24 protein-coding genes and 1 pseudogene are annotated in these 22,875 nt (G+C 62.4%); 11 read left to right on the forward strand and 14 right to left on the reverse strand.

Going from position 1 to position 22,875, the window contains the following annotated elements; translation table 11 throughout:
- Positions 1-3 precede the first annotated feature (3 nt).
- Together ACYP5B_RS04505 and ACYP5B_RS04510 are read right to left on the reverse strand one after the other, a co-directional pair.
- On the reverse strand, positions 4-258 hold the full coding sequence (locus tag ACYP5B_RS04505) for a hypothetical protein (RefSeq protein WP_400103066.1): 255 nt from the start codon (positions 256-258) through the stop codon (positions 4-6).
- Between the two features lie 89 nt (positions 259-347).
- On the reverse strand, positions 348-1,169 hold the full coding sequence (locus ACYP5B_RS04510; protein WP_459568709.1) for a CDP-diacylglycerol diphosphatase: 822 nt from the start codon (positions 1,167-1,169) through the stop codon (positions 348-350).
- A 389-nt stretch (positions 1,170-1,558) separates the two neighbouring features.
- Between ACYP5B_RS04510 and ACYP5B_RS04515 the strand changes: the two genes are divergently transcribed.
- Positions 1,559-1,759 carry a DUF3562 domain-containing protein gene (locus tag ACYP5B_RS04515; RefSeq protein ID WP_459568710.1) on the forward strand — a complete coding sequence of 67 codons (201 nt, stop codon included), beginning with the start codon at positions 1,559-1,561 and terminating at the stop codon, positions 1,757-1,759.
- A 121-nt stretch (positions 1,760-1,880) separates the two neighbouring features.
- Here ACYP5B_RS04515 and ACYP5B_RS04520 read toward each other — a convergent pair whose 3' ends face one another.
- From ACYP5B_RS04520 to ACYP5B_RS04540, 5 genes are all read right to left on the reverse strand, one after another.
- The gene (locus ACYP5B_RS04520; protein ID WP_459568711.1) at positions 1,881-2,549 is read right to left on the reverse strand and encodes an anti-sigma factor family protein; all 669 of its coding nucleotides are present in this window, start codon (positions 2,547-2,549) and stop codon (positions 1,881-1,883) included.
- Complete coding sequence (locus tag ACYP5B_RS04525) at positions 2,546-3,157, reverse strand: RNA polymerase sigma factor (protein WP_400103073.1); 612 nt, start codon at positions 3,155-3,157, stop codon at positions 2,546-2,548. The genes ACYP5B_RS04520 and ACYP5B_RS04525 overlap by 4 nt, the downstream gene beginning before the upstream one ends.
- 178 nt (positions 3,158-3,335) lie before the next feature.
- The gene (locus ACYP5B_RS04530) at positions 3,336-3,857 is read right to left on the reverse strand and encodes a dethiobiotin synthetase (RefSeq protein WP_400103075.1); all 522 of its coding nucleotides are present in this window, start codon (positions 3,855-3,857) and stop codon (positions 3,336-3,338) included.
- A 15-nt stretch (positions 3,858-3,872) separates the two neighbouring features.
- Entirely contained in the window at positions 3,873-4,409 is a 537-nt protein-coding gene (locus tag ACYP5B_RS04535; RefSeq protein ID WP_459568712.1) for a lecithin retinol acyltransferase family protein, read from the reverse strand.
- Between the two features lie 1,176 nt (positions 4,410-5,585).
- On the reverse strand, positions 5,586-6,569 hold the full coding sequence (locus ACYP5B_RS04540; protein ID WP_459568713.1) for a LysR family transcriptional regulator: 984 nt from the start codon (positions 6,567-6,569) through the stop codon (positions 5,586-5,588).
- 116 nt (positions 6,570-6,685) lie between these two features.
- On the opposite strand from ACYP5B_RS04540, the gene ACYP5B_RS04545 reads away from it, so the two are divergent.
- From ACYP5B_RS04545 to ACYP5B_RS04570, 6 genes and pseudogenes are all read left to right on the forward strand, one after another.
- Positions 6,686-7,549 carry an ureidoglycolate lyase gene (locus ACYP5B_RS04545; protein WP_459568714.1) on the forward strand — a complete coding sequence of 288 codons (864 nt, stop codon included), beginning with the start codon at positions 6,686-6,688 and terminating at the stop codon, positions 7,547-7,549.
- The gene (locus tag ACYP5B_RS04550; protein WP_459568715.1) at positions 7,546-8,298 is read left to right on the forward strand and encodes an SDR family NAD(P)-dependent oxidoreductase; all 753 of its coding nucleotides are present in this window, start codon (positions 7,546-7,548) and stop codon (positions 8,296-8,298) included. The genes ACYP5B_RS04545 and ACYP5B_RS04550 overlap by 4 nt, the downstream gene beginning before the upstream one ends.
- A 105-nt stretch (positions 8,299-8,403) precedes the next feature.
- Positions 8,404-9,720, forward strand: coding sequence for an MFS transporter (locus tag ACYP5B_RS04555; RefSeq protein ID WP_459568716.1), 1,317 nt, complete (start codon positions 8,404-8,406; stop codon positions 9,718-9,720).
- A gap of 41 nt (positions 9,721-9,761) precedes the next feature.
- Positions 9,762-10,949, forward strand: coding sequence for an L-rhamnonate dehydratase (gene rhmD / locus ACYP5B_RS04560; protein WP_459568717.1), 1,188 nt, complete (start codon positions 9,762-9,764; stop codon positions 10,947-10,949).
- 389 nt (positions 10,950-11,338) lie between these two features.
- Positions 11,339-11,523: pseudogene (locus ACYP5B_RS04565) on the forward strand (porin); the annotation flags it as partial.
- A gap of 121 nt (positions 11,524-11,644) precedes the next feature.
- Positions 11,645-12,475: a beta-keto acid cleavage family enzyme gene (locus ACYP5B_RS04570; RefSeq protein WP_459568718.1), complete on the forward strand. Its 831-nt coding sequence runs from the start codon at positions 11,645-11,647 to the stop codon at positions 12,473-12,475.
- A gap of 230 nt (positions 12,476-12,705) precedes the next feature.
- Here the strand turns inward: ACYP5B_RS04570 and ACYP5B_RS04575 are convergent, their stop codons facing one another.
- From ACYP5B_RS04575 to ACYP5B_RS04585, 3 genes are all read right to left on the reverse strand, one after another.
- Positions 12,706-13,812, reverse strand: coding sequence for an extracellular catalytic domain type 2 short-chain-length polyhydroxyalkanoate depolymerase (locus ACYP5B_RS04575; RefSeq protein WP_459568719.1), 1,107 nt, complete (start codon positions 13,810-13,812; stop codon positions 12,706-12,708).
- A gap of 289 nt (positions 13,813-14,101) precedes the next feature.
- A complete protein-coding gene (locus ACYP5B_RS04580; RefSeq protein ID WP_459568720.1) occupies positions 14,102-14,839 on the reverse strand; it encodes a hypothetical protein in 738 nt (245 codons plus the stop codon).
- 37 nt (positions 14,840-14,876) lie between these two features.
- Entirely contained in the window at positions 14,877-15,158 is a 282-nt protein-coding gene (locus tag ACYP5B_RS04585) for a DUF3303 domain-containing protein (protein WP_400100364.1), read from the reverse strand.
- A 341-nt stretch (positions 15,159-15,499) separates the two neighbouring features.
- On the opposite strand from ACYP5B_RS04585, the gene ACYP5B_RS04590 reads away from it, so the two are divergent.
- On the forward strand, positions 15,500-16,246 hold the full coding sequence (locus ACYP5B_RS04590; protein ID WP_459568721.1) for an SLOG cluster 4 domain-containing protein: 747 nt from the start codon (positions 15,500-15,502) through the stop codon (positions 16,244-16,246).
- A gap of 116 nt (positions 16,247-16,362) precedes the next feature.
- Here the strand turns inward: ACYP5B_RS04590 and ACYP5B_RS04595 are convergent, their stop codons facing one another.
- The gene (locus ACYP5B_RS04595) at positions 16,363-18,552 is read right to left on the reverse strand and encodes a penicillin-binding protein 1A (RefSeq protein WP_400100360.1); all 2,190 of its coding nucleotides are present in this window, start codon (positions 18,550-18,552) and stop codon (positions 16,363-16,365) included.
- On the opposite strand from ACYP5B_RS04595, the gene ACYP5B_RS04600 reads away from it, so the two are divergent.
- Positions 18,531-18,950 carry a hypothetical protein gene (locus ACYP5B_RS04600; protein WP_459568736.1) on the forward strand — a complete coding sequence of 140 codons (420 nt, stop codon included), beginning with the start codon at positions 18,531-18,533 and terminating at the stop codon, positions 18,948-18,950. The genes ACYP5B_RS04595 and ACYP5B_RS04600 overlap by 22 nt on opposite strands.
- A gap of 42 nt (positions 18,951-18,992) precedes the next feature.
- Here the strand turns inward: ACYP5B_RS04600 and ACYP5B_RS04605 are convergent, their stop codons facing one another.
- From ACYP5B_RS04605 to ACYP5B_RS04615, 3 genes are all read right to left on the reverse strand, one after another.
- Positions 18,993-19,859 (reverse strand): GntR family transcriptional regulator, encoded by an 867-nt coding sequence (locus ACYP5B_RS04605; protein WP_459568722.1) that lies wholly within the window; start codon positions 19,857-19,859, stop codon positions 18,993-18,995.
- A 249-nt stretch (positions 19,860-20,108) separates the two neighbouring features.
- Positions 20,109-20,411: a hypothetical protein gene (locus ACYP5B_RS04610; RefSeq protein WP_459568723.1), complete on the reverse strand. Its 303-nt coding sequence runs from the start codon at positions 20,409-20,411 to the stop codon at positions 20,109-20,111.
- A gap of 444 nt (positions 20,412-20,855) precedes the next feature.
- On the reverse strand, positions 20,856-21,098 hold the full coding sequence (locus tag ACYP5B_RS04615) for a hypothetical protein (protein ID WP_150990685.1): 243 nt from the start codon (positions 21,096-21,098) through the stop codon (positions 20,856-20,858).
- A 279-nt stretch (positions 21,099-21,377) separates the two neighbouring features.
- On the opposite strand from ACYP5B_RS04615, the gene ACYP5B_RS04620 reads away from it, so the two are divergent.
- Complete coding sequence (locus tag ACYP5B_RS04620; RefSeq protein WP_459568724.1) at positions 21,378-22,031, forward strand: LysE family translocator; 654 nt, start codon at positions 21,378-21,380, stop codon at positions 22,029-22,031.
- 22 nt (positions 22,032-22,053) lie between these two features.
- Positions 22,054-22,857, forward strand: a complete 804-nt coding sequence (locus ACYP5B_RS04625) for a BPL-N domain-containing protein (protein ID WP_459568725.1) — start codon at positions 22,054-22,056, stop codon at positions 22,855-22,857.
- Positions 22,858-22,875 lie beyond the last annotated feature (18 nt).

Below are 22,875 nucleotides of genomic sequence, written 5' to 3' on the forward strand. Positions count from 1 at the left end.
CACTCAATGCTCCGTATCGCTGGCGTGCGCGCTCCAGTCAATATGGTCCGAGAGATAATGCCTGTAGGCGTACTCGACATCGGCGTCGGCGTCCTCGTGGGCCTGGAGCGGATTGTCCCTGCACATGGGGCAAGTGTGGCGTGACGATGCCTCCGTGTGCGTGCCCTCCGTCATGGTCACAAACCCTCTGTATCGACCCCAGGGCAATTCCTCAACAGAAGTGACGAGGAACAGATCGCCGCGCTGATACGTTGCCATGGCTGCACTCCTGCATGCTGAACGGGGAAGTTCATTCTAGCAACGGTTTGCGCGAGCGCAACCCCGGTTTAGCGGCAGCTAAGCGGATGTTACTCACGCGCCGCCGGCGCGTCCTCTTGCGCCAGTCTGCACTGGCGATCCAGGAAGTCGCTGGCGTGGCCATTACTGCCAGCCTCACGATCGACCGGCTGGTCCACAATGACAAAGCCGCTCGCGCCCGCAGCGTCCACTACATAGGTCACAAACACGCCCCGGTCCGGCACCACTGACGCCGCCTCGCCAAGACGATGCTTGATGAGCAGGAATGGATTGACAGACATCGATGGCTCGGGCGAAGGCACGAAGATGGCCTGTACCGGCTTGCCCATGAACCGCAGCGCCGTCCAGGTGGTCCCAATCCGCGCACGCGTGCCGGAGACAAAGTCCCTGGCATCCCGGCTGATGCAGTCCAGATGGATATGCATCTGCTCCTGGCTACGCGACGCCTTTGAGTTGATCGCCAGCCCCAGGATGGCATCGGGCAACTGCCGCCCGCGAGCCTGCCCAACGAACTGCCTCGCGTCCCAGCCGAATGCCCACTGGTTCGGCCCACCATCGTTTTGCCATACGCCACTCTCCTCCACCCCCGTCACGCGGTGAGCCGGGATGATGAGAAAATGCGAGCGGCCGATGGCATCCTTGTAAAGCACCAAGCCTTTTGCACGATCCACCATCACGCAATCGGGGTGGTGCGGCGCGCCGGGTTCCAGGCAACGCGCCTGCACGTTGCGCCACAGCCCGTCCTTGGCAAACATCGAAAGAATGCCGACGTCCGCATCGCCCCAGGCGCTCGGCGCCATGCATAGCACCAGCAGCATGGCCAATAGCCGCGCCGTGAGCCGTGCCGTGGCACCGGAAACAAAAAGAGCCATCAACCTGATGGCTCCGCACCCCGCGAAAAAACAACCAAAGCACACCCCAACCCCCGCGTTCCCGGCATTCTTGGACGCGCGGGGAGACGACAAAGCGAGGGAGCGGTCAACCGACTCGCTACGACGATCCGGGCCTGCGGCAGTCGTGGGCATTGGCATCCAGAACTTATCCACCTGAGTCGGCATAGCGCGCATTGTGCAGGACAAATATGGCAACACGATGGCGGTGTAGCGATCCTGCATTCCTATACTTGCCAATGCGCCCCACCGATTCCCAGGCCAACGCGCGGCAAAGCGCCCTCGCCCTCAGGCAACAGGCAACAGGCAACAGGCAACAGGCGCAAGCACCGCATCATGCACCCGCCTCTTCCTGCCGGGTGGCAGACAATATGAAAACCGAATCACAGACCGCGTTGATCGCCAGGATATCCGAAGCCCTGAAAGTTCCAGTGGAGGACGTGGAACGGGCATACTCCGCCGCGTGGCATGAACTCCAGGCCGGCGCCAAGATTCACGACTACCTGCCGCTGTTTGCCGCCAGGCGGGTGATGGAGGCATTTCGCAAGGAGCAACTGGGAAAAGAAGCGTAGGCAGCGCGTGAATCCACATGTGTCCGCTTTGGCCGAGGGACATCTGGGCAATGCCAGCGTGAATATCTTCGCAGCAGGTTCGTCATGCACTTGTAGCCTGCGCGAACCCGCTTTATTCCCGCTAGCTGCCTTGCGTTGTCCGCAGCGCCTGCACGAACATGTTCAGATGCTCCGGCTCCGCATCGGTGATGGCCCAGAAGTTCATGCCGTTCTGGTGCCAGCGAGCCATCGAGTAGCCGTCGGCCGCATAGGCTGCAGGCGCGGATATGCTGCCCTGCGCAGGGAACACATAGAGGTCGATCGGGTGCTGCTGGTAGTGATAGATCAACACCGCAACAGTGCGATGGCCTACATAGTCGACCCGGCCACCGGCAAGAGGAAAGCCCTGCGCCGCAAGGTCGACGACCGGCGGTGCATAGTCGAGCCTGCCGTTGAACCAGGGCTTTACAGTGTGCTGATCGGTTGACACAACGTCGACTGGATGCTGCGACAACAACGATCGCACGTGACTCGACAGAATCTCTTCTCCCACCATGCTGGTTCGCGGGGGCTGTACCAAGGCAAGCGCGCCGAACACCAGCGCGCTGGCCGCGACACCCGCAAGGCCACCGCCGGCCCAGGCCGGCGCATGATCAATGGCAAGGCTGCGCCATGAGAACCAAGGCCGATGGCGAGGTTGGCGTGGTAGCGCGGCTAACACGCGTGCGCGCAGATGCGGCGGCGCGCGATGGTAGAGCGATCCGTCGCTCAGCAGGCTGTGCAACGAGTTCACCGTCTTGTCATCGTTCATGATTCGCTCCCATCGAATGTCCCGGCGCAGGCGCGCGGGCAACTGCGAGGCGGTGGATATGGTTGCGCCGGCGCCAGCGCAGCGCGTACCGTGGTGCTAAGCAGATGGCGGCCCCGAGCCAGCCGCGACATCACGGTGCCGATCGGAATGCCCGCAACGATGGCAATATCGCGATAGCTCAGGTCCTCCAGCTCACGCAACACCAGCACCTCGCGATACTCGACCGGCAACAGCTCGAGCGCGCGGTGGACCAGGTGCACATCTTCTTGCCGGACCGCCAGCATTTCAGGATTGCTCCCGATATCGTCGATCCATCCCGGCAGGCGCTCGTCGCCGTGCAGCGTCTCGTCATAGGGCGTGCCGTCGGCGGCATCGCGCCGCCTGCGCCATTCGGTGAACCACGTGTTCCTGACGATGGCAAGCAGCCACGCGCGCGCGTTATCGCCCCGAAAGCTGTCGAAAAAGCGAAATGCGCGCAAGTAGGCATCCTGCACAATATCGTCCGCGTCGCTTGCGCTGCCGCTCAACCAGCGCGCCAGGTTGTATGCAGCGTCCAGATGCGGCAGCGTCACTTCAGAGAAGCGGCGGGACTCGTCGGTTGCATCCACGGTACTCTCCTGTGTCTTGCCTCCGTATGACTGACCAGGGCTGCCATTTATTCCCGAGACGACACCGGCTCGCGGGGCCCATCCCGGAATGAAAAGGCAGCGCCCGGCGGCATACCGGCATGACACGCAAGAAGCCAGCACCGGGGGCGTCGGCGCGTCGGGCAGCACGGGTGCGGGGCTACGGCTCCAACAAAAAATCCGGCATGACCTGGGTGAGGCGCAACACGCCCTGTGGATCAAAGTAGAAATGCATCGTCGAATACGACGCGGCGTCCTGCGCGAACCGGTAGCTCCAGACCGTGCGGCGCATGCGCGAAAAGTAGACGGTCTCGCCGGGCTTTCCGAAGCGGAGCAGCACATCGCGCATGGTCCACTGACCGATCCTGGCCTGGCCGAACTCCTCGCCGGTCAGCATTTGCCTGATACTGACGACGTGCCCACTGGGGTCAAGCTCGGCTGACCATTTGGTTTCGCCTGCCGCGGGATAGAACCAACGCTGCGAGCCATCCGGCAATGGATAGATCTCACGCGGTGTGCCCAGCCGGGCCTGAAGCTCGGCCTGGCTGGCACCCGCCGCGACCGATTGCCACGCCGGGCCCGCACAGCCAACGGCCAGGGCCGCTGCGGCCAGCGCCAGCAGCGGATTCGCAAGGCGCGTACGAAGCGTCAGCGCGTAGTTGGTTGAAAAGATGGGAATCATGCTTGACCTCCGACTTCATAGAGAAGGCTGCCACCCGGCCTGCGGGAAGATGTGGCCAGGATGCGGTGCTGAGGGCGCACCGGCATCGGGACTCCCGGTCGCCGGTGCGCTGCCGTGAAACGCCTTGGCGAGCCAGACCGCGCTGCGCAGCGCCGAACGCGGGTGTGCCCACCACGCTTGCACCTGTTCGCTGCGGCTTTCACCGGCCAGGCACCAGGCGCAGAAGTGCTCGCAATTGTTGGTAAGGAGCCGGTAGCGGTCCTCGTCCAGCCTGGAGCGTGCCCGCCGCACGACTTCATGGCCCGGGTATTTCGGGGCCACGCTGGCGTCTATCCAGACCTGCTGCCCAGCGGCAAACTCGACGAGGGCGACTTCTTCCACCGGTCCGTGGTGCAGCGCCCGGCAGTATCCGGCGTAGTGCACAACCTTGCTGTCGCCTACGTAGATACCGTGGTGGCAATAGCCGCAGCGCAGTGTGACAAGGTGGGCGCCCGGCACCGGGGCAGTGCCCAGGGTGAGCGCCGTCCATGCTGGGCTGTGCTCGGCGTTCATTGCCCGCTCCCCGTTTGTCAAGGTCGCCGCCCGAATCACGCGCCTAAGTAGATGTCACATGGTGGCGCGGTGCATGAGGTCGCAGCGGCGGGATCAAACTGCGCGCATCCGCCCGCAGATAAGGCGATAAGCGCGGTGCCGGTAGCTAGGATAGCTAGCGTAGTCTTTGCGAAATGCATGACGGTCTCCTGAATGGTTGCAACGCGCGGCAAACCCAAAAAAATCGACTGGATTGCGCAGCGAGCGAGATACCCGCGTGAAACGGCGTCGGCCAGGGCTACGATGCGCTGCCTGCAGCGCTGCCCCCTTGGTCATGCGCGCCGCTGCGTGCCGGCACCTGTACTACTGCTGCAGGGGGCAAGTTATTCGCGCGATTTTGTTCCGCCAAGGCTCGTGACAATCGACCAGCTTGTGCGCCCTTGCCTTCCGCCTTCAGTGCGTACCAGCCCATCCCAGGAGATTGGCGTGTCACCGCTTTCTTGCCCGTTTGGCGTAGCTGCGCAAACCCATGGCGCAGGAATAAATCGCGCCTGGCGACGGTTAAATGTATGCGCAGGAGTGAGCGACCGGCAGGCGCATTGAGATCACGCCTTGGGCCTCACCGCCTTGTCGGCGGTGGCGTCCAATGGAACGGCGCAAATGCCAACTGGTCACGCGTGATTCACGCGCTCGTCAGCCGGTTGGGGGTTGCCCCCCAACCTAAGCGCGAGAGGAGATGTCAGTTCACCAGCAGGGATGGCGCTTGCCACCATCACGGACCGTCTGCCAGATTCCCGCCTGACTTCGATAGTCACGGAGATGGAGAGGCAGGCAGAGTTGATACGGAAACGAATTGTTGAGATGCAACGCTCGAGAGAGTGAGCGGCAACCCCGCCATGCGGTCGAAGGCTGGATCGATCTAGCCCTCGGCTCGTATGACCGCTTGTCGCCGCTTACTGGCCGTTCGGCAGGCCAGCAGGCCGATGGCGGCTGCGACGTGCGAAGTCTCTGCAGTGCGGGATCGATCGTCCAAGGTAGCGGTTCGGCGAGGCGTGCCCGATGGCACTCCTGTTCTCTGGCGAACTCGACGCTCAACGTTGAGGACTGCGACGCCCCGGTACCGAACAAGCGCGGCCCATTCGTGCCGTTTGCAGATCGGCGATCGCCGCATTGCCTAGCATCGGTAAGCGCACGAGGCTAGCGTGATTTGGCAACCCACCCCGCACGGCGCCCCTCAGGACGTGCGGCAGTTACTTTGGACATCGCTCTGCGCTGAAGATGTCCGACAAACGTCGCTGCGATTTCCGAAAGCGTTTCATCTTTCCGCGTCAACACCCCAAAAGCCTTTAAATCCAATCCCACCACCACCGGCAACGTTGTCAGCAATCGCGCCCTGACGTGATCCCGCACGACCGATTCCGGCAACATCGCAATCGCCTCACTGGACTGCAAGAGCTGCAATGTTGCAAAGATCGACGAGCACTCAATCACATCCTCCGGACTGTGCACTCCCGCCTGAGCAAATTCCCCTTCCAACATGACTCGCGCCGGACTCGACAGCGTCTGAAGCACCCAAGGCCAACGCACCAGTTCTTGCCAATCGATCTGCTTCCGTTGAGCGAGGGGATGCCCAATACGCACGACGATCCGCAAAGGTTCGTCTGACAGCGCCATAAAATCAAACTTGTTGTGATCGAGCGGTCCCGCGAACCGTCCAACGGCGAGTTCGATTTCGTGCCGTTCCAGCAGCACGCCAATCTGGTCGCTGGTCTCGCCGAGAATCCGCACGTTCAAGCGCGGCCGTTCCCGCTTAATTTCGGCCACCGCCTCGGCTACAAGATCTGGAGCCGCGCCCATGATCGCACCGAAAACCAGATGACCGTGGCCGCCCCGGCGCTTGATCTCCAGATCCTCGAGAAAGCGTTCAAGGCTGGCCTGTGTTTGCCTCGCATAAGCCACAATCTCCAGTCCCAACGGCGTCGGGCTCATGCCGCGAGCGTGCCGTTCGAATAAAGGGAAGCCGAAGGCCTGCTCGATATCGGCCAGCATCTTGGTCGCCGAAGGTTGCGTCACATTGATGCGGGCCGCCGCCTGGTTAAGGGTCGAGGTTTCGCCCAGTGCACTCAACAGTGACCAGTGCTTGAGCTTGAGCCGGTTCACCAACCGCGGGATAAGCGACATGTAGCGTCTCCGAGCTATTCCAAAGTGGAATCGTTACTTTATATCTTTCAATTGGAATGATATAGGTCGGCCGCATACAGTTCAATGCACTTCCACATGTACAAACAGGAGACACCATGAAGTTGATTCGCTATGGCACGGCAGGCCAGGAACGGCCCGGCATGATTGACAGCCACGGCCGCCTGCGGGACCTTTCCGCTCACGTCCTGGATATCGCCGGTGACGCCATTTCTCCGGCAAGCCTGGAACGCCTCGCGGCGATCGATCCGGCGACGCTGCCGCTGGTGGAAGGCTCGCCGCGCGTCGGTGCCTGTGTCGGTGCAGTCGGCAAGATGATTTGCGTGGGGCTGAACTACTCCGACCACGCGGCCGAATCCAATATGGCCGTTCCGACTGAGCCGGTGCTGTTCATGAAAGCCACCAGTGCGATTGTTGGCCCCGGTGACGACGTGGAGATTCCTCCGGGCGCCGAGAAGGTTGACTGGGAAGTGGAACTGGGTGTCGTGATTGGCAAGACGGCGCGTTATGTCTCGAAGGCGGATGCGCTGGACTACGTGGCCGGCTATTGCATCGTCAACGATGTCTCCGAGCGCGCCTATCAGCTTGAGCGCGGCGGTCAGTGGGACAAGGGCAAGGGTTGCGATACGTTTGGCCCGATGGGTCCGTGGCTGGTGACCCGTGACGAGGTGCCCGACGCTCAGGCGCTCGATCTTTGGCTCGAGGTGGATGGCAAGCGCTATCAGAATGGCAACACGCGGACGATGATTTTCGATGTGCCGACGCTCGTGTCCTACATCAGCCAGTTCATGAGCCTGCAGCCGGGCGACGTGATCTCGACCGGCACGCCGCCGGGGGTGGGGCTCGGCCAAAAGCCGTACCCGGTGTATCTGACCACCGGTCAGGAGATGCGCCTGGGTATCTCGGGCCTGGGCGAGCAGTGCCAGCGTACCGTTGGGGCGAACGTGGGAGGCGCGCGATGAACCGGCTGAATCTCGAAGGCCGCGTTGCCGTGATCACGGGCGGCGCACAGGGTATCGGATATGCCGTCGCCGAGCGCATGTTGAATTCAGGCGCCGGGGTGGTGTTGTGGGATATCAATGAAGAGCGGTTGTTCCAAGCGCGCGAGACGCTGTCCCGGCTCGGCGAGGTCAGCACGGAAGTCGTGGAGCTGACGGACGAGGCGTCTGTGGAGGCGGCCACGCGTGCCACCGTAGCGCGTCACCAGCGCATCGATATCCTCGTCAATAGCGCGGGCATTACCGGCGGCAACGGTACGCTCTGGGAACTGCCCGTCGACGTATGGCGGCGTGTCATCGACGTGAACCTCGGCGGCTGCTATCTGACCTGCCGCACTGTGGTGCCGCACATGCTCCGCCAAGCCTACGGGCGGATCATTAACATCGCATCCGTGGCCGGCAAGGAGGGCAATCCCAATGCCTCGCACTACAGTGCATCGAAGGCGGGGCTGATCGGCCTGACCAAATCGCTGGGCAAGGAACTGGCGAAGAGCGGTGTGCTGGTCAATGCGGTGACGCCTGCCGCGGCCAACACGCCAATCTTTGATTCCATGAAGCCGGAGCACATCGAATTCATGCTATCGAAGATCCCGATGGGGCGCTTTCTCCAGGTGGAGGAAGCGGCCTCGATGATCGGTTGGCTCGCTTCTGAGGATTGCTCCTTCAGCACCGGTGCCGTGTTCGATCTGTCTGGAGGTCGTGCCACTTACTAGACCTGCCTGCACATGGTGAAGGCGCCCGCACTCGAACATAAAGGGCGTCCGCCAAATAGCGCCGCGGCCAGAACACACCACCGCGCGATGACAAGGAGACAACTAATGCAAGTCAATCAAGGCTCCCCGCTGGAGCTTGTCACGGCCAAGGCCATCCGGCGCCTGGTGCCGTTCCTGCTGCTCATGTATGTGCTGGCCTTTTTGGACCGCGCCAACGTGGGCTTCGCCAAGACGGCATTTCAACTGGATACGGGACTGTCCGACGCGATGTTCGCGTTCGGCGCCGGCGTATTCTTCATCGGGTATGCGCTGCTGGAGGTGCCGAGCAACCTGATCATGCATCGTGTCGGCGCCCGCGCATGGATGTGCCGGATCATGGTGACATGGGGCTTGGTCTCAGCCATGCTGATGTTCGTGACGTCGGAGACGTCGTTCTATATTCTGCGCTTTCTGCTAGGCGTGGCGGAAGCGGGGTTCTTTCCCGGCGTTATCTACTATCTGACCAAGTGGTTTCCGGCCAATGCCCGCACGCGGGTCCTCGGTATGTTCTATTTCGGCGCACCTCTGGCGTTTATCTTCGGCAGCCCGCTGTCCGGTTTCCTGCTGGAACTCAATGGCGTATTCGGTCTGAAAGGTTGGGAGTGGCTATTCCTGACGGAAGGTCTGATGGCTTCGGCCGTTGGGATCTGGGCCTGGTGGTATCTCGATAACGAGCCGGCCGACGCCAAGTGGCTGACGCCTACCGAGCGCGCGACGTTGACGGAGGCCATCGAGAGCGAGGACCGGCAAAAGGCGGCCCACGGACCGGCCACCGTGTTGCGTGCGTTGACCAATGGTCGGGTGCTGTACCTAGCGCTGATCTACTTCCTGATCCAGGTGAGCGTCTACGGTGTGGTGTTCTATCTGCCTACCCAGGTCGCGGCGCTGCTTGGCAAGAAGGTGGGATTCGAGGTCGGCATCGTTGCGGCGATTCCGTGGGTCTGCGCTCTTGTGGCCGCCTATGTCGTACCACGTGCGGCGGAACGTAGCGGCCAGCATGCAATGCTGGCGCTCCTGATGATGGTCGTCTCAGCAACCGGCATGGCGGTCTCCGTCAACGCGTCGTCCTCGTGGATCGCGCTGATCGCGCTCTGCCTTGCCGCGGCTGGATTCATCGCCGTGCAGCCGCTGTTCTGGACCTTCCCCACGGCCTACCTGAGCGGCGCCGCCGCCGCGGGCGGGATCGCGCTGATCAATTCACTGGGAGCGATCGGCGGCTTCGTAGCCCCTAATGTCAAAACCTGGGCTGAGCATGCACTCGCGTCTCCGACGGCTGGCCTCAACCTGCTTGCCGTGACGACAACGATCGGCGCAGCGCTGTTCTTTGGACTGCGCGCGCGACGGTCGCGGTTGTCCGCAAAGCATTCCATTCGTACATCGTAAGCCGGCCTTCTGGCCCGTCAATGAATAAAGGAGTTCAGGACATGTCCATGCCTACCATCAAGCACATCCGCGCGTTCACGCTGCGGGGCGGCGGAGCGGACTATCACGACCAGGCCGATGGCCATTGGATCGACGACCATATCGCCACACCGATGAGCAAGTATCCGGCGTACCGTGAGAGCAGGCGGAGCTTTGGCCTCAATGTGCTCGGTACTCTCGTCGTCGAGATCGAGGCCAGTGACGGCACCGTCGGCTTTGCAGTCACCACGGGCGGCGAGCTCGGCTGCTGGATCATCGAGAAACATCTCGCACGCTTTGTCGAAGGGGCGCGCGTGACGGATATCGAGAAGATCTGGGATCAGATGTTCAACGCGACGCTGTTCTATGGGCGCAAGGGAATCGTGCTCAATACGATATCGGGCGTCGACTTGGCGCTTTGGGACCTGCTTGGCAAGGTGCGCGGGGAACCCGTCCATGCATTGCTCGGTGGACCCGTACGTGACGAGTTGACATTCTATGCGACCGGTGCGCGTCCTGACCTCGCGAAGGAGATGGGCTTCATCGGCGGCAAGATGCCACTTCATCATGGCCCCGCCGAGCGCGAGGATGGACTGCGAAGGAACCTGGAACTGCTGGGCGAAATGCGCGGCCGGGTCGGCGATGATTTCTGGCTCATGTATGACTGCTGGATGAGTCTCGACGTCGAATACGCCACGCGCCTCGCCACGACCGCGCACCACGAATTCGGCCTCAAGTGGATCGAGGAAGCGCTCCCGCCGGACGATTACTGGGGTTACGCGGAACTGCGTCGCAATGTCCCGCGCGGCCTGCTTGTCACGACCGGTGAGCACGAGGCGACTCGCTGGGGATTCAGGATGCTACTGGAGATGGAATGCTGCGACATCGTGCAGCCCGACGTCGGATGGTGCGGCGGGATCACGGAGCTGATCAAGATATCGGCACTGGCGGACGCTCGCGGCAAGCTGGTCATTCCCCACGGGTCATCGGTCTATAGTTATCACTTCGTCATCACGCGGCACAATAGCCCCTTTGCCGAATTCCTGATGATGGCACCGAAAGCGGACGAAGTTGTGCCGATGTTCCACCCGCAATTGCTCGACGAGCCAGTGCCAAAGGGCGGCCGGCTGAAAGCCTCGGCTCTCGATGCGTCAGGATTTGGCGTTCGCCTGAATCCGGCGTGCGCATTACATCGGCCGTTCGAGCATTGAGCCGGTATGCGCAGTCCAAATGCTCCGCGCGCGCTGTGCCTCACTGAGAATGACGTGTGCTATCTCTCCTCTCCTGCTATCCGACTTGGTTGGGGAATAGGCGGGGAAAGATCGCTTAATTCTGGTATTCGGAATACTTAATCCGACATAGACTGGCGAAGTCGTCCTGCTACCACCCGCGTCACCATTCTACGGCGATGCGGGTTCTTTTTTTGCGCGAGATATCTACTCCCCCTGGGCCTTTGGCATTAGGATTGACGGAGCCCTTGTGTATCTTGTCGACAGGCGAGGTGTGATGGCCATGCCGAGCGATCGAATTCTCGAGGCTGGCGGCATGGCGGCCGAAGATATTTGTCGTTGCCGCAGGCGCGCGATTTGCGTAGAACCGAGCCGACTACCGCAACAACGTGGGCTATATCGGCACGCGCGTGAACATCACCGAAGCCTTCAGCTTTATCGGCAAAGCGGCAAACGCCTGACCACCGCGGCCATGCTGGACTATAACTTCAGCAAGCGTACCGACGTCTACGTGGCAGTGGACTACACGGACCTGAGCGGCGCCTGGATCCCGCTGTAGGCGCCTGCCTGAGCACACGGGAGCGTGCGCGTGCGTCGAGCCGGCGGACTTCTTCAAGGGGTGTTCCACGTCATCGGCAGCGGACTAGGTGCCATACGCTCCCATCTGGAGATTCATCATGAACAATCCATGCATCATTTCCGTGGCAATCACAGGTTCATTGCCGCGCAAGAAGGACAACCCCGCCGTGCCAATCACGGTCAGCGAGCAAGTGGAATCGACGCAGGCCGCGTTCGAAGCTGGTGCCACGCTTGTGCATCTGCATGTACGCAATGACGACGAAACGCCCTCGTCGGATCCCGATCGCTTTGCCCGTGTGCTGGAAGGCATCCGCAAGTACGCACCCGGCATGATCACCCAGGTGTCCACGGGAGGCCGCTCCGGGGCGGGCAGGGAGCGGGGGGCGATGCTTCACCTAGGGCCCGACATGGCGTCGCTGGCGACCGGCTCCGTCAACTTTCCGACCCGCGTCTACGACAATCCGCCCGATCTTGTCGACTGGCTAGCCGCGGAAATGAAGGCTTATGGCATCAAGCCAGAAGTCGAGGCGTTCGACCTGTCCATGATCTTTCAGGCGGTGGCCATGCAGAATGCCGGCAAGATCGACGGCCCCCTGCATATCCAGTTTGTCATGGGCATCAAGAACGCCATGCCTGTGGATCGCGAGGTGCTCGAGTTCTACGCGCGCACACTGCATCGTCTTGCGCCTGATGCCACCTGGACCGGAGCAGGTATCGGCCGCGACCAGCTCACGATGGCACGCTGGTCACTCGAACTTGGCGGACATTGCCGTACCGGGCTTGAGGACAACGTGCGCTTGGACAAAGATACGCTGGCACCGTCCAATGCCGCGCTGGTATCTCAAGTCGCAGGTCTTTGCGCGGAATATGGGCGCCCAGTGGCAACGGTAACGCAGGCTCGCGCGCTTTTAAGCCTTCCATCCAAATAGCCCTGCCCGCCTTGTCCGCCTTAGCGCTCAGCGTTATCGCCCCTACAGGGTCATTGACGACCGCGCAGTGCCGCGCCGGCTACTCGACTTTTCCGGCCGGCGTGGTGCCGACGAAGGCCGACAAAAACCGTGAGGAGGCCGTCCGCGCCCCTATCCGCCAAAGCGTCTGCTATCGACGCGCCGGAGGGGCTCGTGCCCCCCTTAGATGCAGACTGAAGAAATCCAGGGCGCTAGTGGCCGTGGCCTGATGTTAGCCGATCAATCATGGCACGAATGGCGCGCATCTGAACCCCCTTGTTATCGGCAAAGTGTTCATTGGTGAACCCCCACCAGTCCCAGCATCCATTCGGATTATCGTTAGGAATGGAGATGGCCTGGGGAAAAAGAACCACAATCTGGTTGCTCTCAGCCCACCGGGCATAGCCAGTGTGCTTGACAAAGGTCGTTCCATTGAAGAGCCCACCGCCTGGTGGCGGCGTCAGGGGTAAATAGTCTTGCCCCTGCTTGCATCCGTGCAGCACAATGTGCAGCCGACAACGCGCGCCATTCCTGCAGCTATCTGGCATGTAGACCCAGCCAGTGCTATCCATTCCATTGCGCCAAAGTAAGCCGTTAAGTCCTTCTCTAGGAATGAAGGGGCTCTGGTCGAATTGGATGTACTTCCTCTCAAGGTCGCGGTCTTCGACCGCCGGCTTCAGGGAAGCGGGGCCATAAATCCAGCCCAGGATCGCCTTCGCGCCGTCAAAGCCGCACCTCCCAATGAACGGCGACTCCGAGACACCACAGGCCCCGCCGTAACTCACTGTCGGCATGGTATGACCAGCATTTTTTTGTACGAAACGCAAAAGGTTTGCCTGTGGCAATCCAGCGGCGCTGTAGAACTCCTCTAGTTGCTTCACCACCATCGGCGGCACTGTGTGATCTTCGCGCCCGACGAAAGTCATCACACGCTGGTGGGCGATGTTTGCCGGATCGTCGATAAGATGGTTGGCGAAGAACGATTGCGTGGTTGAAATCAGTCCAGGCACATCGGTACTCGCGGCCGTGACCGCACACGATAGAGCGGGTTCGGCAGTGCACGAGCATTTGGTGGTAGCGGTAACCGTGCTTCCCTGCGAACAGTAGTATGGGCCGGCCGCAACGATGCCTGCTCCCTTGATGATGGACGAGTACGCGACCGCGAGCTGCACCGCCATGAATCCGCCCGAGGATATGCCCGAGACCGAAGTTTCCTTGATGTCGATATTCAGCGCCGGCAGGTCCCGGATAGGATCGGCAAAGCTGTTAAGCGACGCCGCACTCAAGGCGAGTACTGCGGCTTGCAGAAGAAACCTCATCGCACACCTCCGGCTGTACAGCGGCTCAGGGCGGGCATCCTCGTCGTAAGCGGGCGAGTCGAAGGTACCCTGGCGCGGCGTCGAAGTATTGTAGTCGTGCCGTGCGACGCAGGACACGGATCTGGCGCAATAAGCGATCGGTTGAATAGCGCATCCTGCCGGGCGCCATCGCATTAATGCACATGGTCGCCAAGGGCCAGGCGCATCAGGAAGACGTGGCGTTTCGTCGAGGTGGCCACATGAAGCGATGCTTGATCAAAGCGACCTCTCAGGCCGGCCGGCGCATCGCTCATGGCGCGCCAGCGGCGGTGTTCGTCGATGAAACGGCGTGGCCAAGAGACAGATAACTCCGGTGCAATAGCGATTCGATGCTCGCCCAATCGGCGTCGGTGACGCTGCCTGCGCCTTCTCGATCGTCGCGAAGGAGCATCGCCTGCGCGCGCAACCGCCCGTGCTCCAGTGTTGAGTTCGCGGACACCATGTACAGCGATGCCGCAGCTTCGGCGCACGCGCTGGCCAACGCGCCGGGCGCATAGCGTTCACGCTGCCGGTGCACGATCCACCATTCCAGTTCGAGCGTGGCGGTGCGCGCGACATCGAAGTCGCGGTTACCCGTGTTGCGGATCAGGCTGAAGTAGGTTTGCAGTGCGGGCAACGCTTTAGCGTAATCGCTGCGCTCCTTGCCTTCCTTGAACGTGAATGCGGCCGATGCGCCGTAGTAAGCGCCGACGTACGACCTTAGCCACGGCAGGCGATACTGCGTGCGCAGAGTCTGCGCCAGTTCAAGAAAGAGCGGGACGTGTTGGCGGTCATAGTATGAGCGCCACATCCTTGTTTCGAGTGTCCCCGTCGCAATCGGATCGAAGCGGCTGAGGTCACGATGCAACGGCCAGAAGAGATCAGCGGTGGCATAGCCGATCAGCACAACGAGCAAGGCCAGGATCGTCCGTCGCCAGCGGCCCGGCCCGGCTGCGAAAATCGCGCGGCGCCGCAGGTCGTGGTTGCGAGCGCGCCCGGTTGTGTTCATGTCGAATAGTGTCGATGTCGAATGTGCGTTGAGCAATTTACTTCACGACGCGCCCAAAGACCTCGCCCAGCTCGGCGTCATCAAGCACGGGCGTGATCTCCAGCTCCATCAGATCGCTCCACTGATAGGCGAACTCGGTGAGTTTCTGCATATCGTCTGTTTCAAGCAGATCAAACCCTGCCCCCAGATCGGCGCGGGTCCACCTGCCCACCAACCGGACGCCATCAGGCGGGAGCCCGCCGCTGCGCTGAAAGCGCGCGATCGCTTCGGCTCGCTGTTGGGTATCCGGCGCCCAGTGGAAGGTCATCATGAATTTCATGGTTTGTCTCCTAGCGGTGGCATGTCCACCTGCTTCATTTATACGCTTGATTGCTGCATGTGGATGCAATCGCGTGTGTGCGCTGCAACGTAGCCTTGCCACAGGGACCAGATCGGGACCACGGCTTACATCCGCCCGGAAACCAGCGGCAATTCGGTTCGCAAGCATCGCCTCCGAGTAGGCGTCTGCGCATTGCCGTTCCTGGCCGGACTTATGACCGCTCTCCAGGACATCCGTGCGCGGACGCATTGCCGGTCCGGGTAAAGTCGAGATGTGCCGCGGTGGCTTTAGGCGAATGGCTTTCTGTGCTCTGCCGACACAGTTTTCTGGGGGGACGCGTCATGGATGAACGGCGAGTCATTATCGGGGCTATTGGCGGCGCCAATCAGAAAGGAGCGGCGCAAGAGTTCGGCCGTGCCGTTGCCCAAGCGGGATGCATCCTGCTTACCGGAGGTGGCGACCGGGACGACGGTGAGGTTAAGAACGCAACCGTTCAAGGCGCGCTCGCGGCACAGGACACATCTGCAGTGGCGCGTGCGGTAGGCGTCCTGCCGGCTGAGCACGTTGACTGGGAATGGCCTTCCTCGTCTCATTTGCTCCTGCACACAGGGGCTCCTCATAACGTGCGCAACGTGATAAATGGGGTCACACCTGACGTCCTGGTCGTCTTCGGCGGGAGCCGGGGCACGCTAGCAGAGATGGGCTTCGCGGCCGCCGCAGGCAAGAAGCTTTTCTTCTACGGCGGCCATGAAGGGGGCGCCGTCGCTCGTCTGCGCAAGAATCTGGCGAGGTACTTTGGTGCCGGCTGCAGCGGCAACCACACTGATCTCTATCTTCGCCAGCCGATTGCCGCCTTTCCTGGGGCATGGGCGCAATCATGGACGGCAGAGGACATGACTGCACTAATCGAGAGCACTCTCAAGACAGCCAGTGACTGGCAAGGCAGTGTCCAGGATCTGGTGCAATGCTGCGTGAATCATGTCTGCGAAGCGGGACCGCTGGGGGAAACGGAGTTTCCCGGGTTACCAGGATGCCCGGGCGCCAGGCAACGCTTTGAGACAGCCATCCGTCAGATCTCCGCGGCGTAGCAGCGGAACAGCGGAACAGCGGAGAACGTTGACATACCGACTATGGACCGGCTCGGATTGCGATGCGGCGTCGGCGGATCCGGCGAATGCAAATGTCGCGTCCGCCAGCGCCGACATCAGAACCTCCAGAAGAGGAAGCGTCGATGCCGTCGCTCATGAACCGTGCGAGGAGGCCGGGCCTCGGGGCCAAGCTGCGCATCCGGATCGATGACTCTCGCGCGCAGCGCCATGTCGTAGAACGCGCCCACCATCGGCAGGGCGCTGTGCGCGCCCTCGCCCCAATAGTTGCCGAGCGTCACACGTCCATCGTCGAAACCCACCCACGCGCCCGCGACCAGTTGCGCATGCATCAGGATGAACCAGCTATCCGTGTTGTCCTGCGTCGTGCCCGTCTTGCCGGCCACGTCGGCGCGAATCCCGAAGCGCGTCCGGATGCCCGCGCCGGTGCCCCGGCCAACTACGTCGCGCATCACGTCGACGAGCGTTTGCGCTGCGCCGGCGGGCAGCGCCTGTTCCGGCGATGCGCTCGCGAATTCGGCGAGCACCTTGCCGTCGTGATCCTCGATGCGCGTGACCATGCGCGGTTCGATATAGGCGCCCCGGTTCGCGATCGTGGTGTACGCCGAGACCATTTCCTTGAGCGTGACCGGGCTCGTGCCGAGCGCGAGCGACGGCACCGCTTCGAGCGGACTCGCGCGCACACCCATTGCGTACGCGAGCCGTGCGACCTTCTCGGGGCGTTCCTTTTGCATGAGCTGAGCGGTGACGCGGTTGCGCGAATACACTAGCGCGTCGCGCAGCGTCATCGGTCGGCCAGTGGGCGGTTCCGCGTCGGTAGGCCGCCAGATCGCATGCCCTGTCAGTGGAATGGCGACGTTCCGGTCTACGATCGTATCGCTCGGCCGCGCGCCGTCCGCGAAGGCCGCGCCGTAGACGAACGGCTTGAACGTCGAACCCGGCTGACGCCGGGCCTGCTGCACGTGATCGAACGGTTCGTCACTGAAGTCGCGGCTGCCGACCCATGCCTTGATATCTCCGTTGCGCGGATCGATCGCGACAAAACCCGCCTGAATCTGTGTCTTGCTCCGGCAGAGCGCGCGGACGAACGTGGGGTTCGTGCCGAGCTTCCTGAGCGCGGCCTGATCCGATTGGCCAGCATCGCGTGCGGCGCGGTAGTCGGGCGTCTGCCGGATAAATGTCCGGAACAGCTCGTTGCCCGGCCAGCAGCCCGTGCGTTCGTTCCATGCGCCGTTCGCGATCCATTGCAACTGGTTCGTCTGCCAGTCCATCGCCTGCGTCGCCATTGCCTGCAGACGCGAATCGATGGTCGTGCGCACGACCAGCCCGTCGGTATAGATGTTGTAGCCGTTGCGATCGGCCCATGCGATCAGCCACTTGCGCAATTGCGCTGAAAAATGCGGCGCGGCGCCCGGTGGCGCGGTCTGCAACTCGAAATCGACGTTGAGCGGTTGTCGCTTCGACCAAATGTAGGCATCGGGCTTGAGCTTCCCGTACTTGTTCATCTGCCCGAGCACTGTGTTTCGCCGCTGCAACGCGCGCTCGGGATTGAGCACAGGGTTGTAGGCGCTGTTGGCCTTCAACATGCCGACGAGCGTCGCGCTCTCAAGAACGTCAAGCTGACCGGCCGATTTGCCGAAGTAGGTGCGTGCGGCCATTTCCACGCCATAGGCGTTGTACAGAAACGGCACCGTGTTCAGGTACGTCTCGAGGATCTGATCCTTGCTGTACACGGCTTCGATTTTGAACGCCGTGATCGCTTCCCTGAGCTTGCGCGTGAGGGTCGGCGCGCGGCCGATTTCGTCGGGATACAGGTTGCGCGCGAGCTGCTGCGTGATCGTCGAGCCACCTTGCCGGTCGCCGGAGAACGTATGCAGCGCCGCCGACGCGGTGCGCTTCCAGTCGATGCCATGATGCTCGTAGAAGCGGCGGTCTTCGGTCGCGATCAATGCATCCACCATGTACGGCGAGATCTGCCTGAGCGACACCCACTCGCGATTGACCGGTTTGAACTCCTGGAGCAGTTTGCCGTCGGCCGACACGATCAACGCTGGCCGATCAACGCGGGCTTTGCGGATGTCGCCGATGCCCGGCGTAAACGGCACGAGCGCCAGCACGTACAGCAGGAAGAGCGCTGGCAATGCGGCGAGCGTCAGCGCGATGCCGCGTCGCGTCGGGTGGCGAAGGCGGCGCAGCGCGCTGTTGAAAACGAGTCCGGTTATCGTGCTGCCGGCGGCGGCCAGCGGTTGCACGCGGGCGAGCCAGCGTGCGCAATGCTCACAAAACAACGATGCATATCGGCGATTCACAGTGGCGGGGCGCTGGCGGAAAGAGCGGGATCGTACCAAAGCGGAAGGACGCTTCAGTTCTCAAAGCAGGGCTGCGGCGCGCGGCATTAACAGAAGATTACATTTGTTTCGTGTGGGCAATGATCTTCGTGCAGATGGCTCACCAGCATGAAGGATCGTTCCTAACATCCACGCCGCGCGAGCGTGCTTCCAGCAGCGCCTTCGCTACAGGTGCGAAAATTAAGGCAGTAGGCGGAGACGCGGATCGATTGCTTGGCCGAACCGATAACCTTGAGCACGAGATCCAGCGCGCCTGCGTCGGCGGAAAAGGCGGCTTCGATATCGGTCGAAGCGGTAGCAATTTCAACAGAATCCGGCCATTGCAGCCATTCACCTGATGTCGCGGCTTGGCAGACGTCGCGGCGGTAGCGCAGAGGTGCTTAACTCGACTTCAGCGTGAACGCCAACAGCAGCACATTCACGATGAGCAAGCCATAGAGGATCGCCATGCCTGCGGAAATGGCCCGACGCCGTTCATGTTTCGGCAAAGCGCGCCGATCGCGCTTGCGTTTCCACAGCCAGGCCGTGCCGATGCCGAAGGCGGCGAAGCCTGTGAGCAAGCCTGGCAACACCACGGCGCCTGAGTCTGGCTTGGGCGGGGCTTGCTCGGTTGCGATCGAGGTTGGCGAGGCCTGGAACGCGGCAGCTGCCGGCGGTGTCGGTGTCGGTGTCGGTGTCGGTGTCGGTGTCGGTGTCGATGTCGATGTCTGTGTCGATTTCGGCTCGCTCGCTTGCGGGCTCTCTTGCATGGCAGTCAATTGAGTGGGCGTCGCCCGATCCTCCGCAGGAGGTGTTGACTCCTGCTTTGGCGGGACGGGCGCCGCAACGGTCGTGCGTGGCGGGACGGCGGGCCGTACAGGCCTGTTGCGGGCAGCATCCCGCCAACGCCACCATTCATGGAACAGGCCATCAAGACAGCGCACGGAGCCGCAGGCATCCCGTTTGCTGCGCCAGGCGCTGACGTCAGCCTCGTTGGTGACGCCGCTGCGCAGCAGCCTCTGCTGTTCGGCATAGATGCGCTCGTAGCGCATCGAAAGCTCCGCGTTGTCGCAGACCAGGTGCTTGTTGCGCGGGCGCTCGCCGGTGGCCAGCGCACATCTCATCCCGTTGCCGTGTGGATCTTCGCAGCGGACCGATCCCGCGCCGAACGCTGACTTGCAGTCGATGTCGGACGCCTGCGCCCCATGGGCGGCAGACAGACCCAGGACAACGAGCACGGCCAGGTGTCCTATGACCCTGTTCATCATGGCTCCTCATCGAAGCGGCCACGTCGGCCTTGAGGTTCAACATAGTCGATGGCCGCCTGGGGCTGCAAGCGCGCGGTTGGCAACGCGTGTGGTAGTGCACTTTCCTCGGCGCCGCCAAGTCAAGATGCGCGCCTTCCTTCTCCTGCAAGGCTCATGGGCAAGGTCCTGCCCTCCCCTGCGGAAACCGAATGCGCTCGGTTCGTTGTCCGCGTCACGTCACCCGGATACGCTCGAAGTGCCGCATCAATGTCACGGGCCGCGCATCCCATCACCGGCCTCCTCGTTATCATCGAGCGCGGCCAACTCACTCAGCACCAGCGTTTCATGCGCAAGCACGGTCGCCAGCGAAAGCAGATGGCTCTGTGTCTCTTCGGTGAAGTTGCAGAAGGTGCCGCCGGCAGCGTTCTCGACAGCCACCGAAAGCAGCGCGTTGAGTTGCGCGGTTTTTTCGGCGGCGAGGCTTAGCGGGCTTTCGGAATGGGCGTGGGCCGTAAGGAAGGTGTCGCGCCCGGCGCGTTGGGCGGTGATGTTGTAGTGCGGGTACTTATGCATCGGGCGCCCTCCGCTGAGAGGCGCGCAGTCGTACGCAGATGACAGGTAGCTTGGAAGAAGCGATTTGCCCGGAATGGGCGAGCGAAGACTGGGGCATGGGTGTGCCTCCTTATCACGTGGATTGGAGACCGCTCCTCGCTGCTAACCGGGGTGGGCGGGGGCAAGGCGGGGTTGACAGCCGGAAAGAATGAACCGGTGAGCTCGAAGGCTCCCCCGCCCAGGCCCGCCCAGAGGGACGCGCAAAGGCACGACGGACAAATGCCACATAGTGGCCCATGTCCGCGTTCTTAACAGGCTGTCAAACCCTGTCGCTGCGGTTGCAACGACCCGCGCAGTATAACGACGCAAAGTACGCCCCAACCGACCCGCCACAAAAAGTCACACTGTTGCGCCATCAGCCGGCAAAAAGCACCAAATGAACGCTTTTCGGCCTTTAACCGCAGCCTACGCCAGCCGTTTCGCCAGCTCCGCACCGTGGGCAAAACCCGCCGTCTCCGCCGCGTCAGCCGTTGGGAAAAGGTCCGTCACCTTGGACGATTCCAGCAAAGTCCCGGCGGCCCGGATGTTCGTGCCCGGGCGGCAGACCCGAACTGTGTATTCCCAGACAGTGGGCGTTCTCGGCCGCACCTGCACTTGTACTTCATGGGTCTCGAAAACCCGCTTCTTCCACGCGTATTCTTTGATCATGGCTGTCCCCGGCATTATTGGTGAACGCAACCTCGCCAGGCCAACGCTACTGCTTCAAGCGTGCATCGCAAGCGCCATGGCGCTTGCGGGCTACCGTTGCGTTCCAACTGCCATCGTATCAAACCAGGCCATGTTTGCTCATCTCGTGCAATCCCGGCTTGCATTTTTGCGGATTTCGCAGCACATGGCGGGGCAATGCCACACATGCCCAACACTGGACAATCTCCCGGCGGGCAATCATCCTATGTCTCCCGCCTGCGCGCCCTGCCAGATTGCATCATGACGCTCCCTACCCTGCTCCTCTTCATCTTTGCCTCGGCCGTGACCATCGTCACCCCCGGCCCGACCGTCCTGCTGGCCCTGAACAACGGCTCCAGGCATGGCGTACGCAAGGCTTGCTGGGGCATGGCCGGGGCTCTCGCCGCCGATATCATCCTGATCGTCACCGTGGCCGCCGGGCTTGGCGCGGTCATCGCCGCATCCGAAGTTGCCTTCGAGGCGATCAAATGGTTCGGCGCCGCCTACCTGGCCTATGTGGGGTGGAAGATGCTGCGCTCAGGCAAAGAGCCGGAAACGGTACCGGATGCGCCGGCGGAGTCCGCTGCTGCGCAAACGCCGGCTGCCGCACGGGGCCGCGTCCTGTTCTCGCGCAGTTTCCTGGTGGCCCTGACCAACCCCAAGGCGCTGCTGTTTATCTCGGCCTTCCTGCCCCAGTTCATCGATACGAGCGCGGCGTTGCTTGCGCAGTACGCCATCCTGACGCTGGCCCAATGCCTGTTGAACCTGGCCGTCATGCTGGTCTACGCAGCGCTGGGCGCACGAATCGTGCATGCCTTTCGCGGTGACGGCATGCGCTGGCTGAACCGCTTGTCGGGCGGCACGCTGATTGCGCTGGCAGGTGGGCTGGCGTTCTATCGGCGCGCGCAAGCCTGAAGGCCACGACACTGCCGCCATCATGTCCAAGCCCCAGATCCTGACCTATATCGACACCGGCACCTCCGACGGGACCGCACGCCTGATGCGCACGATCGGGCAGCAGTTGCTGCCCGGCGCGTACGAGATCCGGGCGGTCATGGCCGACGATATCCGGAACGACGCGACGCTTTTCGACGACGCCGTCATGTTTGTCATGCCAGGCGGTGCCGACCTGCCCTATTGCGCCGCCCTGAACGGCGCGCCCAATGCGCGCATCCGCCGCTTCGTGGAAGAAGGCGGCGCCTACCTGGGCATCTGCGCGGGCGCGTACTACGCCTGCCGTGAACTCGCGTTCCACGCCGGCACCGAAGGCGCCATCTGCGGCCCGCGCGAGCTGAGCTTCGTGGATGCCGTGGCGGTTGGCTCGCTGCCGGAGCTCACCGGGGGCGTCGCCTACGATGCAACCCCGCGCAGCACCGCAGCCGCGCAAATCCGCACCACCCATAGCCTGACCGCCGCCCCGATGACGCTTTACGCCCACTACCACGGCGGCTGCCGATTTGATTTTGACGACGCGGCCAACCATGCGGCGCAGATCCTGGCGGTGTACACGGGCCTCGAAGGCACCCCACCCGCCATCGTGAGCGCACCCGTGGGCAAGGGCTGCGCCATCCTGACGGGCATCCACCTGGAAATCTCGGACCGCGAGTGCAAGGACGCCCTGCGCGAACACAGCGACAGGGCGGCGCACCTGCACGTTTGCCGCAAGCTGGCGCAAACCGGGGAGGCCCGGCTGGCGGTGTTCCGCCACTTGCTGGCGCATGCGGGGCTGATGCTGGGCTGAGCGTTCAAGGCCGTCCCC

Source organism: Cupriavidus sp. 8B, assembly GCF_054589115.1.

Bases quoted from the DNA above. Each gene is read 5' to 3' on its own strand.
- ACYP5B_RS04505 (WP_400103066.1), bottom strand. From the start codon at position 258: ATGGCAACGTATCAGCGCGGCGATCTGTTCCTCGTCACTTCTGTTGAG.
- ACYP5B_RS04510 (WP_459568709.1), bottom strand. From the start codon at position 1,169: ATGGCTCTTTTTGTTTCCGGTGCCACGGCACGGCTCACGGCGCGGCTA.
- ACYP5B_RS04515 (WP_459568710.1), top strand. From the start codon at position 1,559: ATGAAAACCGAATCACAGACCGCGTTGATCGCCAGGATATCCGAAGCC.
- ACYP5B_RS04520 (WP_459568711.1), bottom strand. From the start codon at position 2,549: ATGAACGATGACAAGACGGTGAACTCGTTGCACAGCCTGCTGAGCGAC.
- ACYP5B_RS04530 (WP_400103075.1), bottom strand. From the start codon at position 3,857: ATGATTCCCATCTTTTCAACCAACTACGCGCTGACGCTTCGTACGCGC.
- ACYP5B_RS04535 (WP_459568712.1), bottom strand. From the start codon at position 4,409: ATGAACGCCGAGCACAGCCCAGCATGGACGGCGCTCACCCTGGGCACT.
- ACYP5B_RS04540 (WP_459568713.1), bottom strand. From the start codon at position 6,569: ATGTCGCTTATCCCGCGGTTGGTGAACCGGCTCAAGCTCAAGCACTGG.
- ACYP5B_RS04545 (WP_459568714.1), top strand. From the start codon at position 6,686: ATGAAGTTGATTCGCTATGGCACGGCAGGCCAGGAACGGCCCGGCATG.
- ACYP5B_RS04550 (WP_459568715.1), top strand. From the start codon at position 7,546: ATGAACCGGCTGAATCTCGAAGGCCGCGTTGCCGTGATCACGGGCGGC.
- ACYP5B_RS04555 (WP_459568716.1), top strand. From the start codon at position 8,404: ATGCAAGTCAATCAAGGCTCCCCGCTGGAGCTTGTCACGGCCAAGGCC.
- rhmD (WP_459568717.1), top strand. From the start codon at position 9,762: ATGTCCATGCCTACCATCAAGCACATCCGCGCGTTCACGCTGCGGGGC.
- ACYP5B_RS04570 (WP_459568718.1), top strand. From the start codon at position 11,645: ATGAACAATCCATGCATCATTTCCGTGGCAATCACAGGTTCATTGCCG.
- ACYP5B_RS04575 (WP_459568719.1), bottom strand. From the start codon at position 13,812: ATGAGGTTTCTTCTGCAAGCCGCAGTACTCGCCTTGAGTGCGGCGTCG.
- ACYP5B_RS04580 (WP_459568720.1), bottom strand. From the start codon at position 14,839: ATGAACACAACCGGGCGCGCTCGCAACCACGACCTGCGGCGCCGCGCG.
- ACYP5B_RS04585 (WP_400100364.1), bottom strand. From the start codon at position 15,158: ATGAAATTCATGATGACCTTCCACTGGGCGCCGGATACCCAACAGCGA.
- ACYP5B_RS04590 (WP_459568721.1), top strand. From the start codon at position 15,500: ATGGATGAACGGCGAGTCATTATCGGGGCTATTGGCGGCGCCAATCAG.
- ACYP5B_RS04605 (WP_459568722.1), bottom strand. From the start codon at position 19,859: ATGATGAACAGGGTCATAGGACACCTGGCCGTGCTCGTTGTCCTGGGT.
- ACYP5B_RS04610 (WP_459568723.1), bottom strand. From the start codon at position 20,411: ATGCATAAGTACCCGCACTACAACATCACCGCCCAACGCGCCGGGCGC.
- ACYP5B_RS04615 (WP_150990685.1), bottom strand. From the start codon at position 21,098: ATGATCAAAGAATACGCGTGGAAGAAGCGGGTTTTCGAGACCCATGAA.
- ACYP5B_RS04620 (WP_459568724.1), top strand. From the start codon at position 21,378: ATGACGCTCCCTACCCTGCTCCTCTTCATCTTTGCCTCGGCCGTGACC.
- ACYP5B_RS04625 (WP_459568725.1), top strand. From the start codon at position 22,054: ATGTCCAAGCCCCAGATCCTGACCTATATCGACACCGGCACCTCCGAC.